General features: G+C 52.4%; 20 protein-coding genes and 1 tRNA gene. 8 read left to right on the top strand and 13 right to left on the bottom strand.

Features of this window, described 5'->3' with window-relative positions:
• Positions 1-52 precede the first annotated feature (52 nt).
• From SIB74_RS08445 to SIB74_RS08435, 3 genes are read right to left on the bottom strand one after another with little or no spacing between them, the layout of a single operon-like run.
• Entirely contained in the window at positions 53-1444 is a 1392-nt protein-coding gene (locus SIB74_RS08445; protein ID WP_156486024.1) for a HAMP domain-containing histidine kinase, read from the bottom strand.
• Positions 1441-2724 (bottom strand): rod shape-determining protein RodA, encoded by a 1284-nt coding sequence (rodA, locus tag SIB74_RS08440; protein WP_063395087.1) that lies wholly within the window; start codon positions 2722-2724, stop codon positions 1441-1443. The genes SIB74_RS08445 and rodA overlap by 4 nt, the downstream gene beginning before the upstream one ends.
• Before the next feature lie 2 nt (positions 2725-2726).
• Complete coding sequence (locus SIB74_RS08435; RefSeq protein ID WP_063395040.1) at positions 2727-3803, bottom strand: Mrp/NBP35 family ATP-binding protein; 1077 nt, start codon at positions 3801-3803, stop codon at positions 2727-2729.
• A 130-nt stretch (positions 3804-3933) separates the two neighbouring features.
• Between SIB74_RS08435 and hemF the strand changes: the two genes are divergently transcribed.
• Entirely contained in the window at positions 3934-5007 is a 1074-nt protein-coding gene (gene hemF, locus SIB74_RS08430) for an oxygen-dependent coproporphyrinogen oxidase (protein ID WP_063395041.1), read from the top strand.
• On the opposite strand, the gene SIB74_RS08425 is transcribed toward hemF, so the two are convergent.
• Together SIB74_RS08425 and SIB74_RS08420 are read right to left on the bottom strand one after the other, a co-directional pair.
• Complete coding sequence (locus SIB74_RS08425) at positions 4934-5788, bottom strand: hypothetical protein (RefSeq protein WP_063395042.1); 855 nt, start codon at positions 5786-5788, stop codon at positions 4934-4936. The genes hemF and SIB74_RS08425 overlap by 74 nt on opposite strands.
• Positions 5789-5824: 36 nt before the next feature.
• On the bottom strand, positions 5825-6379 hold the full coding sequence (locus tag SIB74_RS08420) for a cofactor assembly of complex C subunit B (RefSeq protein ID WP_063395043.1): 555 nt from the start codon (positions 6377-6379) through the stop codon (positions 5825-5827).
• A gap of 309 nt (positions 6380-6688) precedes the next feature.
• On the opposite strand from SIB74_RS08420, the gene SIB74_RS08415 reads away from it, so the two are divergent.
• Both SIB74_RS08415 and SIB74_RS08410 read left to right on the top strand, forming a co-directional pair.
• Complete coding sequence (locus tag SIB74_RS08415; protein ID WP_063395044.1) at positions 6689-6910, top strand: hypothetical protein; 222 nt, start codon at positions 6689-6691, stop codon at positions 6908-6910.
• Positions 6910-7554 carry a ribonuclease D gene (locus tag SIB74_RS08410; protein WP_063395045.1) on the top strand — a complete coding sequence of 215 codons (645 nt, stop codon included), beginning with the start codon at positions 6910-6912 and terminating at the stop codon, positions 7552-7554. The genes SIB74_RS08415 and SIB74_RS08410 overlap by 1 nt, the downstream gene beginning before the upstream one ends.
• Positions 7555-7569: 15 nt before the next feature.
• Here SIB74_RS08410 and SIB74_RS08405 read toward each other — a convergent pair whose 3' ends face one another.
• Entirely contained in the window at positions 7570-7839 is a 270-nt protein-coding gene (locus tag SIB74_RS08405) for a hypothetical protein (RefSeq protein ID WP_063395046.1), read from the bottom strand.
• 30 nt (positions 7840-7869) lie between these two features.
• Positions 7870-9126 carry a lipid-A-disaccharide synthase-related protein gene (locus SIB74_RS08400; RefSeq protein ID WP_063395047.1) on the bottom strand — a complete coding sequence of 419 codons (1257 nt, stop codon included), beginning with the start codon at positions 9124-9126 and terminating at the stop codon, positions 7870-7872.
• 54 nt (positions 9127-9180) lie between these two features.
• Here SIB74_RS08400 and SIB74_RS08395 point away from each other — a divergent pair.
• Positions 9181-9251 (top strand) — tRNA-Cys (locus SIB74_RS08395).
• A gap of 127 nt (positions 9252-9378) precedes the next feature.
• On the opposite strand, the gene SIB74_RS08390 is transcribed toward SIB74_RS08395, so the two are convergent.
• From SIB74_RS08390 to SIB74_RS08380, 3 genes are all read right to left on the bottom strand, one after another.
• Entirely contained in the window at positions 9379-9645 is a 267-nt protein-coding gene (locus SIB74_RS08390; RefSeq protein ID WP_063395048.1) for a hypothetical protein, read from the bottom strand.
• 540 nt (positions 9646-10185) lie between these two features.
• A complete protein-coding gene (locus tag SIB74_RS08385; protein WP_231905976.1) occupies positions 10186-10452 on the bottom strand; it encodes a hypothetical protein in 267 nt (88 codons plus the stop codon).
• Between the two features lie 39 nt (positions 10453-10491).
• Positions 10492-10776, bottom strand: a complete 285-nt coding sequence (locus tag SIB74_RS08380; protein WP_231905977.1) for a recombinase family protein — start codon at positions 10774-10776, stop codon at positions 10492-10494.
• Between the two features lie 95 nt (positions 10777-10871).
• Here SIB74_RS08380 and SIB74_RS08375 point away from each other — a divergent pair, with 95 nt between their 5' ends.
• From SIB74_RS08375 to SIB74_RS08360, 4 genes are all read left to right on the top strand, one after another.
• Positions 10872-11147 (top strand): hypothetical protein, encoded by a 276-nt coding sequence (locus SIB74_RS08375; RefSeq protein WP_156486025.1) that lies wholly within the window; start codon positions 10872-10874, stop codon positions 11145-11147.
• 127 nt (positions 11148-11274) lie between these two features.
• Positions 11275-11436 (top strand): hypothetical protein, encoded by a 162-nt coding sequence (locus SIB74_RS08370; RefSeq protein WP_155724717.1) that lies wholly within the window; start codon positions 11275-11277, stop codon positions 11434-11436.
• Complete coding sequence (locus SIB74_RS08365) at positions 11437-11703, top strand: hypothetical protein (RefSeq protein WP_063395050.1); 267 nt, start codon at positions 11437-11439, stop codon at positions 11701-11703.
• 749 nt (positions 11704-12452) lie between these two features.
• Positions 12453-13070, top strand: a complete 618-nt coding sequence (locus SIB74_RS08360) for a tetratricopeptide repeat protein (RefSeq protein WP_063395053.1) — start codon at positions 12453-12455, stop codon at positions 13068-13070.
• Positions 13071-13509: 439 nt separating this feature from the next.
• Here the strand turns inward: SIB74_RS08360 and SIB74_RS08355 are convergent, their stop codons facing one another.
• The 3 genes from SIB74_RS08355 to purM form a co-directional block, all read right to left on the bottom strand.
• Positions 13510-14004 carry a hypothetical protein gene (locus SIB74_RS08355; RefSeq protein WP_063395054.1) on the bottom strand — a complete coding sequence of 165 codons (495 nt, stop codon included), beginning with the start codon at positions 14002-14004 and terminating at the stop codon, positions 13510-13512.
• Positions 14005-14367: 363 nt separating this feature from the next.
• Positions 14368-15006, bottom strand: a complete 639-nt coding sequence (locus SIB74_RS08350; protein WP_063395055.1) for a hypothetical protein — start codon at positions 15004-15006, stop codon at positions 14368-14370.
• A 170-nt stretch (positions 15007-15176) separates the two neighbouring features.
• Positions 15177-16214, bottom strand: coding sequence for a phosphoribosylformylglycinamidine cyclo-ligase (gene purM / locus SIB74_RS08345; protein WP_063395056.1), 1038 nt, complete (start codon positions 16212-16214; stop codon positions 15177-15179).
• Positions 16215-16409: the final 195 nt, after the last annotated feature.

Here is a 16409-nt window from a genome sequence, read left to right as displayed (position 1 = left end):
ACTGCTTGGCAGCAAGCTTCACACCCGTCAACATTGTGGCTTGTTTTGGAGTTCAAAGTTTTTCCTCAGCGATGGGAAAAAATACTGTGAGCCCTTTGTCCCGACGCTGTGTTAGCCACCCACCCAAGCTAGCCAGCATTCGTTGGGTTGCAGCTTGGCTGAGTTGCAAGCTGCCGGTTTTGGGGTCCCAGCTCAGCACTGGGCCTAGAGCAGCCTTTTGATCCCTACTGCTGGCTCCTTGATCTTCATTATTTGGTATTTGGCTGAGGATTTGAAGCTTTAGGCGGGGGCCTGCAGGGCGAAGCGTGAGCGATAGGCTGCCACCTGCTGGCAGGCCGCGGCTCGTGCGATCAATTAATCCACCCAGCATCGGTTCAAGACGTCCTGGATCACTAAGAACTTCTGGCAAATCAGGGGTGATATCGATCTGGAGCACTACCCCGCGGCGTTCGAGCTGCTGGCGCCAGGCTGGATGAAGCATTGTCAGCATGGCGCCGAGGTCGGTATGGGCGAGCATGGACGCTTCTGGCGGCTGCCGCTGAAGTTCTGCGGCATGAAAAATGAGGCCGAATCGATCAATTTGCTCAGTGCACTCAGCATCGATCTGTTTGAGACGGTTGACTACGACACCAGGAAGGTCACTTCGCCGCAGCAGGGAGTGGATCAGGGTTCGGATGGTGGCTAGTGGGGTTCGCACCTCATGAGTGAGTGCCTCCAGCAGAATGAGTTCAGCACTCGTTTCTTGATTGGCTTCTCCTCTGGACTTGGCCGGGTGTGATCTTTCAGGAATCGGTTGCAGTGTGAGACTTGGGGCCATGCCTGCCAACCGTTCCGCAAGTCGAGGCCAGAAGATTTTTTCTAGTTCAGGGTTGCTTTGTAAAGGTCCTAGGTTTGCCAAAGCCTGACGAAGCTCAATGGCATGGCCAGGGTCTTCGCTGTTCAGTCTCAGGTCCAGCATCTTCAAGAGATCACTGAGGGTTTCTGGATCACTGCGCATTAACAGATGGCGCTCTGCGGGTTTGCCATGCAGGGCCAGGGCAATTTGAACATCCGGGGTAATGATCAGCAGAAGGGGCTCGTGACCATCGTTTTGGCGCAGTGGTAACCGTTGATAGCCCCCGATGGCTGAATTGCTTCTCTCATGGATTGACCTCACGCGACTGGGAGGCAAGAGGCCGCCTTGAGGAGAATGGAGTGTTTCGAGCTCGTCTGGTGCCCAGACCCATCCTTTTAAGCGTTCGAGCAGTCTTGGCTCATAGAGCGCAGGTAGGGGTGCTGCCAGCCAAAGCCCCTTCTCAGGATCCATGGGCAGCAGGATGTCGTCTTGCAAGGTGTCCAGAGCTGCCCACCACAGACGTCGAACGGTGGCTTCATCGACTCGGCCAGGAGGGACACCTTCTGCAAGCCGTTGTTGGATCGTGGTGAGCGAGATGGAATCGCTCACCAGTTGTTGAGTCTTGTGTGGCCTCGGCGTGCCACCGAAAGGCAGAGTCCAAGTGCTACGAAGTTCACCACCATTGCTGAGCGGCCATAGCTCATAAATGGTAAGGGGATACCAGTTACAGGACCAAGGCCAATGGTCATAAAGATGTTCACGACCACTTGGAACATCACCATCGTGGCGACGCCTATGACAACCAGTGATTCGAAGTCAGTGCGGGCTTCTCTGGCAACTTGTAGTAGGCGTCCCATTAGTAGCGCGAAGCCTGTTACGACAAGGATGGTCCCGATGAAGCCAGTTTCTTCCCCTAGGGCACTGAAGATGAAATCGGTGTGCTGCTCGGGGATGAAACGTAGCTTGGTGAGTTGACCTTGCAGCAGCCCTGTGCCAAATAGCCCGCCAGAGCCAATGCCCACAGTGCTTTGCAGGAGGTGATAGCCACCACCTAGGGGGTCTTTGGTGGGATCGAGAAACAACACCAGCCGTTCTCTTTGATAGTCCTTGAGGCCATGCAACCAAAGCCAAGGGGTGGTAACAGCCACGATTCCTTGCAGCGCCAAAGTGAGCGAAGCGGCCAGGCGTTTCCATGGCAGTGAGCGATAGGCCAGGAAACCCATCAGAGGGAGCCATGCACAGAGAGTCCAAGGCCATAGCCCTGCAAGGAGTGCTGTGGCTAGAGGAGATAGGAGCAACAGCACCCATTCCCAGGGCATGTCAGCCCAATAGAGCATTGTCACTAGCAAGGCGCCGAACACGAGTGAACTGCCGAGATCCGGTTGCAGGAAGACCAGTGCCCAGGGCACAGAAATCACGGCCAAAGGCCTCATCAGGTCGATGGGGCGTTCTATCGGGTGGCGGTCGAGTACTGCTGCTAAAAGGAGGATTGCTGCCAGTTTGGCGAATTCAGATGGCTGAACATTCACCCCAGCGATGCTGATCCACCGCTGAGCGCCTAGGGCGGAGGTGCCGATTAGGCGAACGGCTACCAGGCTCAGAACCGTGAGTGCGTAGAGGGGAATTAATAGCGGCCGAAGTCTCTGGAGTGGCAATCGGGCCAGCAACAGAGCGACCAAGCATCCCAATCCAGCGGTGATCCAGTGGTGATACCAGTCGGCGTAATCAGCCTGTCTTTGAGTGCTGGCGATCAGAATGCCCGCAAGGATCACCATGGCCACTGGCACCCCCCAGAGCACTAGATCCAGTTCTTTCCACCATCTGCGTAGATGCCCCTTAGAACGGACGGACTTGCCACCATTGCGTCGCCGCCTCTGGCTTGAAAGCATGGTCAGCTGGCCTGGGAGGCGCAATCCAGAACTTGTTTGGCTAATTGCTTGAAGGCTTTGGCACTCACTGATTCGGGTCGGCTATGAACGATGGGGCTACCTTCATTGCCCCCCTCTTGCACAGGCATTTCCATAGGGATCTGTGCCAGCAGAGGGACATTATTTTCCATCGCCAGCTGCTCTCCCCCTCCAGAGCCGAATAGGGCGTAACGACGATCTGGTTGATCGGGGGGTACGAAGGCGGTCATGTTTTCGACCACGCCGAGCACGTTGACGCCCATTTGCTTGAACATTGCCAGTCCTCGGCGAGCATCCTGCAGTGAAACTTTCTGGGGGGTGGTGACAATCACCACCCCCGCAATGGGAACTGCCTGCGCTAGTGACAACTGTGCATCGCCAGTGCCTGGAGGTAGATCGACCACCAAAACATCCCGCTCCCCCCAGTAGGCCTGATAGAGGAACTGGCGGATAATCCCGTTCAGCATCGGGCCGCGCCAGATCACTGGTTGGTTCTCCTCGATCAGCAGACCCATCGACACCATGGCTATCCCATGACTTTCGATCGGGATGATGCATTGCTCAGCACCGTTGCCGCTGACCTCAGGTGTGCGATCAGCGACTCCAAGCATGGTTGGAGTATTTGGTCCGTAGATATCAGCATCGAGCAGTCCCACGCTTAGGCCCTCTTGGGCTAGTGCGCAGGCCAGATTGACGGCCACGGTACTTTTGCCAACACCTCCCTTACCACTGCTTACGGCGACAATCTGCCGAACCCCTTGGATGGCCTGGGGCTCGGCAGATTGTCCATGGCCAGCCTGGCCTATAGGCCCCTGGCTGGCAGTCTCCCCAATTTCAATCTGCACCTCACTGATGCCGTTGAGCTCTAGTAGTACTTGTCGAGCTTCTTGTGCCAATCGATCCCTTTGGCTTTGGGCAAATCCAGGCAAGGTGAGGCGGATTACGGCGCGAGGAGGAATGACACGGACCTGGTCAATCCAGCCCATTTCAATGGCCGAGCGGCCGCTGCCTGAATCCTTGACTTGATCAAGCGCATTGTGTGCCTGCTCGGCTGTGGCCATGCCTTTCCTTCAGGTGAGAGGATCCTATGTGTGGACTCTCGTGACAGTTCTCAAGGGCGATATCTGAAAAGACACAAAAACAGAGCTGTTCTGGCGCAAAATACAACGCAATTCTAGTACTGTTGTCTGTATGGTTCCTGCTTTGATTGGCAAGGTTATGGGTGCTTCTGAGAATGTTGGCCAAGGTCCTCCTCCTCACTCGCGCGAACGTGCACGTGAATTGGTACTCGGATTGCAAGATGAGATCTGTAATGAACTGGAGAGTCTTGATGGTGGCCAATCTTTTAGAACTGACAGTTGGGAGCGGCCTGAAGGGGGTGGTGGGCGATCCAAGGTGATGCGTGAGGGCCGAGTTTTTGAACAGGGCGGCGTTAATTTCTCTGAGGTGCACGGCGAGGAGTTGCCTCCGTCGATTCTGAATCAGCGACCTGAGGCAAAGGGGCATCCCTGGTTCGCTACCGGCACTTCGATGGTGCTACACCCGCGCAATCCCTATGTGCCTACGATCCACCTTAATTACCGCTATTTCGAGGCGGGGCCGGTGTGGTGGTTTGGCGGTGGCGCTGACCTCACGCCGTTTTATCCCTACCTGGAAGATGCCCGCCATTTCCATCGCGTTCACAAGCAGGCTTGCGATACGGTTGGACCTGAGCTCCATAAGGTCTTTAAACCTTGGTGTGACGAATATTTCTATCTGAAGCACCGTGGTGAGACCCGTGGTGTGGGTGGAATTTTTTACGACTACCAGGATGGATCTGGAGTGCTTTACAAAGGTCAAAACCCTGAGGGTCCAGCTGCACAGGTCTCACGGGATTTAGGGCCTCATCCGAAGAGCTGGGAACAGTTATTTGAGCTAGCCAAGGCTTGTGGGAAGGCTTTCTTGCCGGCTTATGTGCCGATTGTGGAGAAACGTCAGCAGCAGGCCTATGGCGACCGAGAACGTCAATTCCAGTTGTATCGCCGTGGGAGATATGCGGAGTTCAATCTGGTCTGGGATCGGGGCACGATTTTCGGATTGCAAACCAATGGCCGAACTGAGTCGATCTTGATGTCTTTGCCACCATTGGCTCGTTGGGAGTATGGATATGCCGCACCAGCTGATTCAAGGGAGGCTTTGCTCACTGATTTGTTTACTCGACCTCAGAATTGGTTTGAGGATTCGACGTTAGAGGAGCGTTGTCGACCACACCAGGCGGTGGATTAGAAGACGTCTTTCCACGTACTCCCAGCATCAAAGCATCGGTGACTTGAAGGGCGATGGCTTGAATGGTTGCTTCTCTGGTTTTGGGGTTGCGGAGATTGGCCTCCAGAATCCCTTCCAGCATTCCGATCTCAAGGATGCTGATCCCTCGTCGTGGTCCACCAAGGCCTCCCCGGAAGAGTCTGGGAAATCGACCGAAGCTCAGAGCAAGACTTTCATCCACTCGGTTGAGGTTGCGATTGAGGGCCGGGATCAGTCCAGATCCATATCCATGCGGGCTGTAGGCATCGAAGTGAATTTCTAGGATGTAGTTGCCTTGCCTAGAAAGGCGGCGGGCTACTGACCAGTTGGTACGTGGATCACTCGCTTTAGCAATTGAGAGTGCTCCTGGGTCGTAGCCGATGATGTTGAGTCCTTTTTGCTTGCTGAGGGCAACGACTGCATCGCGTACTTTCCGGTTCCAAAAGAGTTCATCCCGCATGCGGGGATCCATCGGCGCTTCTCCCCTTTGATCAACTGCAGCACCTGGGGTTCCTGAGCCATGCATCCCCTGAGAGTCTGCGTGTCCTGCCATGACAACAATCTTTAAAGAGGGAGACACCGGTTGGCGACCTACCCAATTGCCCCTTAAGCGCGTGCGGGGACCGGTGTTTAGCTCTGCAATCGGTGATTGAGCCGGTGCTGTTCTTGAAGGAGATTCAATAGCTGGCGGAGATGGTGCTTCTGCGGAAGTGGCCTGGCCAAGCAAGCTGACCCCCAAGCTGAAAGCTGTGCTCAGAATCAATAGGCTCCTGCCTCTCCCGCTGAGATTTGAAATCACTCAGATTGGAGAGGATAGAAGAGAGCCATCGCTAGCTAGCTCAAGGGGCTGGGAGAGTTCCAATTCCATGGCAATCAGTTCGTCGCGATGGGCCCTCAGCCGCAGGGTGCTGCCTTCGTCGTCGCTGGCGCTGATCAAGCGAAGTTCAACGGCTTCAATGCGGTTGGCGCGATTGCTGTAGAGCAATCCTGCGAGTGGGCCCAGACCAATAAGCAGAAGCGGCCACCAGTCCAGTAGGGGATAAAGCTGGCGGACAACCAGTCCAAGGCAGCCTGAACCAACTGCTGCGTATAGGGACAACAGGACTGCCAGCGATTGGCTGGAGGCAACGCTTCCACTGAAGCGAAGGAGTTGTCTATCAGCATCGCCACTATCTTGCTTCCAGCCTCGTTCCTCCAGCCAGTGGATCATTCCATTGAGGACCTCTAGTGGGGGACGCGGTGAGTGAACATCTACAACCGTGGTTCGGTCTTTACTTGCTGCCCGCAGAAAGAACACCAGGCCGATGGCCAGTAGCACTGTGAGTAGCAGGGTCGAGGAGAAGACCGCCGGCATCGCGTTCGTGCATGGGTGCTGATGTACCCATCTGTTCTAGGTCTTTACGATGCCATGGCAGGGCTCTATCGGTCGCTTTGCATCAGCCTTTGCTGAAGCGAGGAGCTGAAGCATGCGATTGGGTTGGATCAGGTTTTGGGCAGCGTTGCTTGGTGCTGCTTTATGGGGCTTAGTTCTTTAGAAAATTCAGGGCTTTTTGCAGCATGCCTTTCGAAAGCCGATGGCGTGGCTGCCTCAGCGCTAGTTGATGCAAGCTTCTTGCTTGATAGTTGACTGTCTTGAGCAAGTAGATCAGCAACCTGTAGACGGTTGCTCCCCGATCGAGAAACTGTGGCGGTGGTAGAAAAAATCTTGCTTGATATCGGCCAGACAGTTCAGCGAGGGCATGCGTCGGATGCTCAAGGTGAGCGAGTGACCATGCCTGATTCAACCCAGTCTCGCCACCGTTTTCAAATCAGCAAAATGAGCAAGCCGGCGCTGTGGCCCTTCAGAGTGGTGAGGATCTGTCCTGGCCCTGCGCCATTTGCTTAATGGCCGACTTTTCTCAAGCTCCTGCAAGCTTTGTCGTTTTCGATGGGGATCTCGACTCAGACTGGGCGAATCGATATCTCAGAGCATCTGCCATTGCGGTAGACACTGAGGCCATGGGACTTATTCATGGCCGTGACCGCCTCTGTCTCGTGCAGATTTGTGACCCTGCCGACAATGTGGCATGCGTGCGGATCGGTTTGGGTCAGACCTCTGCCCCTCGCTTGCAGAAGCTAATGGAGGCCCCTTCTGTTGAAAAGGTGTTCCACTTTGCTCGCTTTGATGTGGCCGCACTTGCTAGCGGATTGGGCATCTCCGTTTTGCCCATTTTCTGTACGAAGGTGGCCAGTCGCCTTGCACGAACCTATAGCCCTCGCCATGGGTTGAAGGAGGTGGTGATGGAGTTGGTTGGAGTTGAACTGGATAAGCAGGCCCAGAGCAGTGATTGGGGAAGGGTTGAGGAACTCAGCGATGTTCAGTTGGCCTATGCAGCCAACGATGCTCGATATCTGCTTCCGGCTAGGCACCGTCTAGAAATGATGTTGCGACGTGAGGGGCGCTGGGAGATTGCTCAGCGTTGTTTCAGCTGCATTTCTGTCATCGCGGAACTGGATCGTTTGCGATTTACCCAGATCTTTGAACATTGACCAGTGTCGTGGGCTTTAGTCCTCAACCATGAAGTTCTCTTCACTGGCCACAGCTTCCAGAAGTCGGTCTAGTTGAGAACCTGAGGTGTTTTCTCCTTCTGTTGGTCGAGAGCGAGCTTCCTCAAGTAGACGTTCGGCAATGGCCTTGCGGCCTTCAAGATCCCTAACCTCCTCTCGACTTGCTGTCAGGTCAACCTTTCTTCGGGCCGAGGCAAGGCTAATGCTGAGGCGGCTGGCCAGTTCGGCGCAGATTTTCACTAAGGCATGGTCCTGCATGGCCGCCATGGCAGTGGTGCTGCAAGCGTTCAGTATCCGCTATGGCGTGTCAAAAGAGCGTTGCCTAGGTGCTCTCGTATGCCCTAATAAAAGCTGTGAGATCAGTGCTGCGAGTGCAGCACTGCCGCCAGCTGTGCCCATTCGTCTGTTGCCAATCCTGCCTAATCGCTGTCGAAGGGAGTCGTCTTTTAACAGTCTCTGCAGCCTGTCTGCCAGTTCTTCTTTGCTTTGACAGGGAAGTACGGCTCCTCCCAAGAGGCGACTTTGCCGCATGGCGAATTGTCGTTTGAATTGTGGTCCTGGTCCAGGCATGGATAAGGCCGGAATGCCTAGGCCTACAAGTTGTTCTGTGGCGGTTCCAGCAGTGACAAGGCCCACTTCGGTCCAGGCCGCCCAGCGGTTGAATTGACCAGGCCCGAGCAGCAAGAGCTGTGTACCTTTGACCCAGCAGGCCTTGGCTCCCAGGGTGTCGATGGGGGGGGTGGATGGTAGGTATCCATCGGTTCTGAGAATCGCTTCGAGCTGGTTGAGGCTGGGTTGGGAGCCAAAGGCTACAAGTACTGCTAGCGGTAAATCGCTATCGAGCTGGCCTAGGCCTTCAAGGAGTCGCTTGAAATTCATGCCTGCTTCGGGCATTCGACTTCCACAGAGCAATAACAGTCGCCGGCATCGGTTGAGGGCGGCAGGAATTGATTCGACCTTGAATCCATCCATCATTGGGTTCCCAGGCGCCTTTGCGGCGACCCCGTGCAGTCGTAGTCCTCTGGCGGTGAGATGATCACGAACGGCAACCATTCGGCATCGCGAAGATCGCATTAGGGCCCATTCCCAGGGATCCCATTCACTGCCTTTGAGACGGTGGTAGTGGTCGCTCAAGGCCCGGCCTGGTCCACTTCTCCAGGTGTAATCACTTTTCGGTGTGCCGATGAAGCCATAGGTTCCACCACTGCTCCATGCCATGAGCAGGGGCAACAGGTCTCCTACTGCCAGAATGGCTTTACCGGCTTTGGCAGAGCGGCGCACACATCGCCACTGTCGCCAGCTGAGCAGAGTGAGTCCGGCGGCAAGATCAGCAATCAGGCCCCGCAAGCTTTGATTGCTGAAGCCACCACTTGGCAAGGGCGCTGAAGGGCCCAGGCGCTTGAGCCATCCAGCGGCTAAGGCATGTTCAAAAGCTTGTCCTACCCCTACGAGGGGAAGCACTTCAATGGGCAGATTCGGACATTTGCGATGTAGGGCCTCCAATACCCGTAGTGCAATCAGATCCTCGCCATGCCCGTTGCAAATCACGAGCAGAGAGCTAGCAGAGTGGCTGATACGATCCGCTGCAGGGAATTGAGTCTCCCTGGCGGCGGCATGGCCAAGTGGTAAGGCAGAGGATTGCAAATCCTTTATCCCCAGTTCGAATCTGGGTGCCGCCTTCGACAATGTCCTCCAAACAAGTTGCAGTAACTGGCGTGTTCTCGTCTTAGTTCTCTGCAAAAGCGGAAGGGGAGCGGAAGGGGAGTTGGGCTACTTCTCAACCAACGTTGTCACGATTCCATTAACTTAACGAATGAGATTAGCCTTGAAGAAACCGGAGCCAAGTCCAAACCATTTTTTCTTGTCTCGTAGGAAAGTAATCGCGAGTTCAAAGTCCATCAAGCCTTCATTCTCAATGACTTCTTTGGAGAGTCTTGCTTCGCTCTGTTTGGCATAGTTCTCATAAATTTCGTCCTTGCGGGACCCAAGAAAATTAACTATTTCTTGAAGAACATGATCTCTCCATACCTCTTTGCTCTCTTCGCTTAAAACTTGCTCATTAGCGTCTTTCATATGAGGGCAATAAACCAGCTGTGCTTAAGCTAACATCGCTCATGATCTTATTTGCTCAATGGGCAGGAAATAAGAGAAAATATGAAAATGGTTGAAGTACAATTCTCATTTCAACAGCGTAGGAGGAGGGTGTTCTTTGCTCTGCCGCCTTTTTTGAAGTTTGTTGATCTCTCATTATAGAGGCCATTGAATAGTTTTGATCTCTTAATTAGAAATGAGCTCTATTTTTATTCTTGCTCAACATATAAAGGGTTGGGGATTGTTATGTGTTTGGGGCTCTTTGTTGGTTCCTCCTTTGGATCCAACCAGTTTGCCGCCATCCTGAGCCCATTGGCTGTCGTGGTTCTTGCTTGAGGCGAAGACCAGAGAAGGGCAACGATGAGGCCAAGTAAGACTGTTTTCATTAATGGACGATTAACCTCTCAATGATCAGGGCGACAAATGCTCCTCTTAGGAAGGAAATCCAGAGCAACCCATAGTCAGACACCCCAAGCTTCTTCTTTTCACGTTCAATAGATCTCTTGTGTGCTTCGATCAGGTTCATGCGGCTAATGCTTCCTTTCTCATGATAATCCTGAGGATTGTTGAGAGTGCAAGTTCTGTTTGTTTTCTCATGGGCTGATAAGAGCACCCTTCATCCCTCAAACTCAGTATCAAACTCTCCTTTGCAGCATTTCTCTTGGATCGCCCTCCAAATTTTCCTCCTGTTTTCAAGCGGTGCTGAATGTGTTCAACTGTTTTTTCTCGGGTCAGCGAATGCTCTACTTCAGCAAGACCAGAAAGAAGTCCAAGAAGGACTGGCGTCAATTTACCTATTGCTCTTGTGTTGATCAGACCATCCGGTGTTCAGATATAGATGCCTTTCTTCTGAAGGTCGTGGAGCCTTGCAATCGCCTCCACTTGGTTTCTTTCTAGTTGGTTCAACTGCACAACTACCAATTCATTACCTTCATCGATTGCTGCCAAAGCAATTTGCAGTTGTGGTCTGCCAACTTCTTTCCCCCTAGTGCTGATGGCCTCGTGAAAGTTAAGGCAGCACTCTGCTTCATTTAATGCCTCAGCTTGATGATCGGCGCTCTGACATGAAGTGCTCGCTGGGGGTCTTTGCCTAAGCGCTTGAATGTCAATCAAAGGGATCGGCTTTACCTGCTGATGCTTTGATTCCGAATGCTCAGGATTGATTTAGGAGTCCTATGACGCAGATACTCAGAAAATGAGGCCTGTACTTGAGGGCATCCGATGCGGTGCTCTATTTCAGGCTTGAACCTAAGGCTCTTTATCTTTATGGGGGGGGAACCTGTTGTGGTGCAAGAGACAGCATTCAACGCGGGTTGAGCTCTCTTGTCACAAATGAGGTGGTCATGATCATTGAGGTAAAAGCAATTGCCAGTGGATTGTCGTTTCTTCTTTTGTGGGCCTGCTTGCTCTTTGGAGGGTCAGAACATTGGCTCATGGGTCGATTGTTGTCATATGAGGGTATTGGACATACAGGTGGAGGGTGATGAGCTCTTGATGAGCCCGAACAGACCTTGCTAGTCCTGCCGTCCTCAAGCGAAGGTTCTGCAGAGCAGGTCACAAGTAATCCAAAGAGGTGGGGCGATAGGATATTGATTCCTTCAGCTTCATCCAGTGGCAGAGAAAAAATCAGTGGCAGAAAAAAAAGGACAGGAGTTAGCGACTGTCTCCGTTTATTTGAATACAGGCATAGTTGCAGGTATTTTTGCGGTTGGATTCCTCGTTTCAGCGGTTCTGTTTGCTGCTATCACCTTGATTGCAAGGGCGGTTGTATAAGTGACACGAGCGACAATTAAAGAGAGAGTCATAGAGGTTGTCGATTTTGTGACAACCGAATCACCCTATCGATCAGCAACACAGGTATGGATCAATGACTATGTGTCTTTTCAGCTGGGCTCATCGCCAGATCAATCTTTAAAGAAAGGAGATGAGTTGCTAACCATGTCTATTTATTGGAATACAGGAATAGGGGCAATTGTCTTTGCTCTTGGTTTTGTAGTTACAACACTCTTGCTTGCAGGTGTGTCTTTGATTGCGTGGTGATCTGAAGCGGGTAGAGCTCGATCTAGGATCTTTGTTTATTCCTGCCAAGCATCAGGCCTTTCCTGGGTTTTCGTTGGGATTGGTGAGCTGCCCACTTCCACCTGATCAGTCTGGAGAAAGCAAGCCAATTTCAGCAAGGCAAATTCAACGCTGTTGTGGAGTGAATGAGGTGCTGCTTGGACTATTGATTTGGTCTTGCTCTACCATCCTGGCGCTCTTTTGGTAGACCTAAAGCTGCTTTGAGCTCGAACAGCCTAGTGTTTGTTTAATCATCACTGATTCAATGGCAAAGAACAATGGCAAGAGTAAGAAATCCAAGAAGTCCAAGAAATGCGCTAGCTCCTCCGGTAGTAGGCGGATCCTTTGGTATGCATTTGGGGCTGGAGGTTTAGCCGCAAGGTGGATAACAGCATTTGCTCTTTTGACAATTGCGATCAAGTTGTATCCGCTTAAGCAGGAAGCAAAGTTTTTTAATGCCTGTATTGAAGAGACAAGGGACAGCGGTATGAGCGTCTCTGCAGCAGTTCGTTTCTGCAATGGAGGCACCTGAGGGAGGGGTTGCTTTGTTTGCTGAAGCTTGGATTTCGCCCGGCTTGAAATTGCTTATCAGTCTGAGGTCGTAGATGCCCAAAAAATTAGTCTCGGGTTTAAGGACGTCGGTTGAGGGTGTCCTTTTTAATCTTGATGCCAAAAAATTGCTTCCCTCTTGGGAGGGGGGCTCCTTTTGTCTAGGCTGAGTCAATAGGATAATGACCTCGATGCCACGCCGTACTGCTGCCATTGCCGTAGGTGTTGCCACAGCTGCTGTCACTGCTGTTGGCTTGTCGTTCTTTCGGGTAGGAAAACCCCTGGTGATTGTTTCTGCGGCTGTTGTGGGAGTTGCCGGGGTGGCGGTCTCAGCAAGAAACGAGGGGGAAGAGAATGATGCAAATGCTTATATTAAAAGCGGCAATGCTAAATATGGGATTGGTGATTATCAGGGATCAATTGAAGATTTTAGTAAGGCATTAATCATTGACCCTCAGTATGCTCTTGCATATTATAATCGTGGTAATGCGAAGGATGAACTAGAGGATTATAAAGGTGCGATTGATGATTACAGCAAGGCTCTGGAAATTGACGCCAGGCATGCTATTGCATACAACAATCGCGGTGTCGCAAATAGGAAATCAGGTGACAATCGAGCGGCAATTGCTGATTACAATAAAGCGCTAGAGATTGATTCTCAACTTGCGGTTGCTTACCTAAATCGTGGAATTTCAAAAGAGAATGATGGCAACCTAACAGGTGCTTGTGCTGATTGGAGAGAGGCATCCGCATTGGGCGATGAAATCGCCGCTAAATGGGTGAAAGAGTCATGCCGCTAGATTGGGCTCTTGCTGTCTGCACAATGCAATTTGGGAGTGATATTGGTTCACTTTTGGCTGATCAATCTTGAAGTTTTCTAAGTCTTCACTTTGCCAAATTGCATGGATTCTCTCTTCTCATTCTCTCTTGTAAAATGAAGTTGTCAATTCAGTATTAGTGCAGATTGAATTAACCCGTTCTAGAGGTCTAATGCCCTTCTGCTCACTGAGTTCTGCTGCTTCTGCTGAGCTATCTTAAGCGCTTTCTTTACTGCTTAGAAAGGATCATTGCTGTTCTCTGACTGCTAAAGGGGGCAAACCTTTCCCTTCACGAAAGCTACAACGAGCCGGATTTGGCCCTGGATCTTCTTGTGATGAGCAGGATCGACAAGCTTGCAGGTAGGTTCGCTAGCCAGTTATATGGATCCTCGCCTTGAAGTTGCCCGCTCTTACTGGTCTTTCACAGTTGGGCTTCTCCGGTAAGGATCTCTCCACTCATGGCCCGTGCCCTGCAGCGGAGTTGTTTCAAAGAGAGCTCACAATCACCCTTTACCGGCCAGGCTTGAGGCAGTCCTTCTGCAATCCCTCGCCCATCAAACTTGCTTTCTGCCACGCTGCTCACCATGGCTGTCCATCTTTTTTCGTTCAGGGTGCAGCTGCCTGATCTACAGCTTAATGGGATGGTCTGATCCGGCGCGTTGGCGACAAAGGTGAGATGCCGACTGGACCCGTGTTCTACGCCTCGGCCGATGAAGCGTACCCCGGTCACTGTCGCGGTCTTGCGATCCATCTGAACAACATGGCAAGTCTGCATAGAGCCGCTCCCCAATCTGTATTGACATTTGCTAGCAATCGTTTCAAAGCGACCAATACCTTGGAGTGGGTCGGCGATCGAACTTGTTCCAGCAACCATGGACAGGCTGATCAGTAAGAGGGGAACAATCGGAGTGCGCATCTAGTTAATAGTCGCTATCAGCGACACACATTCCCAGACAACGTATGCCATTAATTGCGGTTCGCCGACAGTGGTTACAAAGGACATCCCCATTCTCTGGGGTGTCATCTGCTTTTGCCTCCTTTCCCCTTAGAGGCTTTCTGGAGTGAAATGGATCGGATGATTTGCCGGTTCTCGTCATGGTTGCGAGGATGGCGATTTGATTCGATTTTGTGATCATGCCCCTTCAGATGGGAGCGCTGGTGAAACAGTAGTGCGCCAAGCATCTCAGCCTAGACGTTGCAATTTCTAGAGTCTTTTGATTAGCTCGGTTGGCAGTACTTAGCCAGTTGACGGCAATCCATTTGGAGTAATGAACCCCTATTAGGCGCTGGTTGAGCTGGGAAGATTTGGATCAGGTGTCACCACGACCGGAAGAGTGGTTGCAGTAGAGCGGATGGGGACCACCTTGACGGGTGCCTCTGGAAGAATGCCGGAGTCAAGTTCCTTCAGTTCGCAGGCTGCCAAAGCTTCTTGAAGCAGTGAATCAAAAGTTGCTCCAGGCAAGCGGTGGCGTGAGATCTCGAGGAACGTGCGAGGCAGAGATTCAGCGGCCGCACTGCGTAGGGCTGGATTGCTGAGACGATGTTCTTGCTCACCTTGGATGGCTCGGATGAAGCGACGCGTCACATCTCGTTTGGTGGATGCCTTGATGAAGGTGTCGCTATCACCGAAACCGTTGTGTGCTTCGCGTTCGAGATCGCTGATGCGACGCTCCAGGCTTTCAAGAACTTCCTCAGCTTCTTTGCAGATGTGTACCAGTTGCCCGTCAGAGAGATTGGGGAGGTCTGCCACATAAACCTTGCCGTGGTCCCTCAGGGCTAAAAAGGTTGGCCTAGGACCCTGACCTTGACGGTGGGGGGCGTTGCGATCGTCGTAATCACTATTGATTTGCCGTCTTGGAGGTACAGGCCCTGCTGAGCTACGGCGACGCGTTATGCGCTGGGGGCTATCAAAGGGCATTGGATTTAAGTTAGATCTAACGACGCTGTTGCCGAAATATTCTCTCGGCGTGCATAGGTAAATATTACTTGAGCACGTGCCTGAAAATCGGTTCGAGAATAGGCTCGTACAAGTCCGATGTAATTAGTCAGAGATATCTTACGACTGAAGAACCCTTGCGATGCAATGCTTTAGCTGGGTAGCCCTCGTAATCTCTCCTCGGTTGAGGGAGAGGCAGTTTCGATTTGACCAATAGGCCAAGCTTGAAGTGCTTGTTCGTTGCAAACCTGCAGAGCATCACTTACTGCTTCTTCTGCGACCACTAGGCAGAAACCCACTCCAAGATTGAATGTGTGCCAGAGGTCATGTTCTGGAATCTGGCCAGCATCCTGGAGCCATTGAAAAAGTTCTGGTCTGGTCCAGCTGCTTGGATCTATGGCGGTAACTAAGTCTTTTGGACAACATCGGGGAAGATTCTCTGGTAGGCCTCCACCGGTGATATGTGCCATGCCGTGGAGTGGAACTTTTGCTTTTAGGAGTTTTTTTACCAGCTGGTCGTAAAGAGTGGTAGGGGTTAGCAGGGTCTCGATTAGAGGTTTGTTGTCGCATCCGAAGAGAGTGTTCTTATTGGCCTCAGTAAGGGCGAGCACTTTGCGCACCAAACTGAACCCGTTGCTATGAACGCCACTGCTGGCCACACCGATAATCTGATCTCCAGGCTTGATCTTGCGACCGTCAATCATCTCGTCTTCTTCTACCACTGCTACGCAAAAGCCGGCTAGGTCGTAGCAACCTGGGTCGTAAAACCCAGGCATCTCGGCGGTTTCTCCGCCTAAGAGGGCACAGCCGCTGCGGCGACAGCCCTCTGCAATTCCTTCCACAACTTGTGCCATGGCCTCTGGGCTGAGGGTTCCGGTGGCGATGTAGTCGAGGAAAAAGAGGGGTTCAGCGCCACTGGTAATGACGTCGTTGACACACATTCCAACCAGGTCCAGCCCTACTCCGTAGTGGGCTTGATGTTGCTGAGCTAGTGCGAGCTTGGTGCCGACCCCATCAGTTCCTGCTACAAGCAGAGGTTTTTTTAGCCCTGCGGGGAGGCGTATCAAGCCTCCAAACCCTCCCAGGCCACCGATCACCTCTGGGCGGTGGGTAGCTTCCACGCTAGATCTGATCCGCTCGATGAATGCCCTACCTGCTTGGACGTCAACGCCCGCGGTCTTGTAGTCCATGGTTTCGACTGGCCCTCCCTAGATCCTCCTCTGCCGCCCTCCATTCAGCCAATGTCGTGATTGTCCTGTCTTGCATTAGCGGGGCCTCTGGATGGCATCAGTGCGACTGATCAGCGTGGCATGGCTCTGCCCCTTGCAAGTCCAGTGAGGATCTGTTATTTGGCTGGTTAAAGTTGCATCAATCTGACGAGGAGG

The sequence above is a fragment of the Prochlorococcus sp. MIT 1306 genome (genome assembly GCF_047304515.1).
Lineage (GTDB): Bacteria > Cyanobacteriota > Cyanobacteriia > PCC-6307 > Cyanobiaceae > Prochlorococcus > Prochlorococcus marinus_D.
Note: the sequence above shows the minus strand (reverse complement) of the source record. Positions and strands in the feature narration are given on the sequence as shown.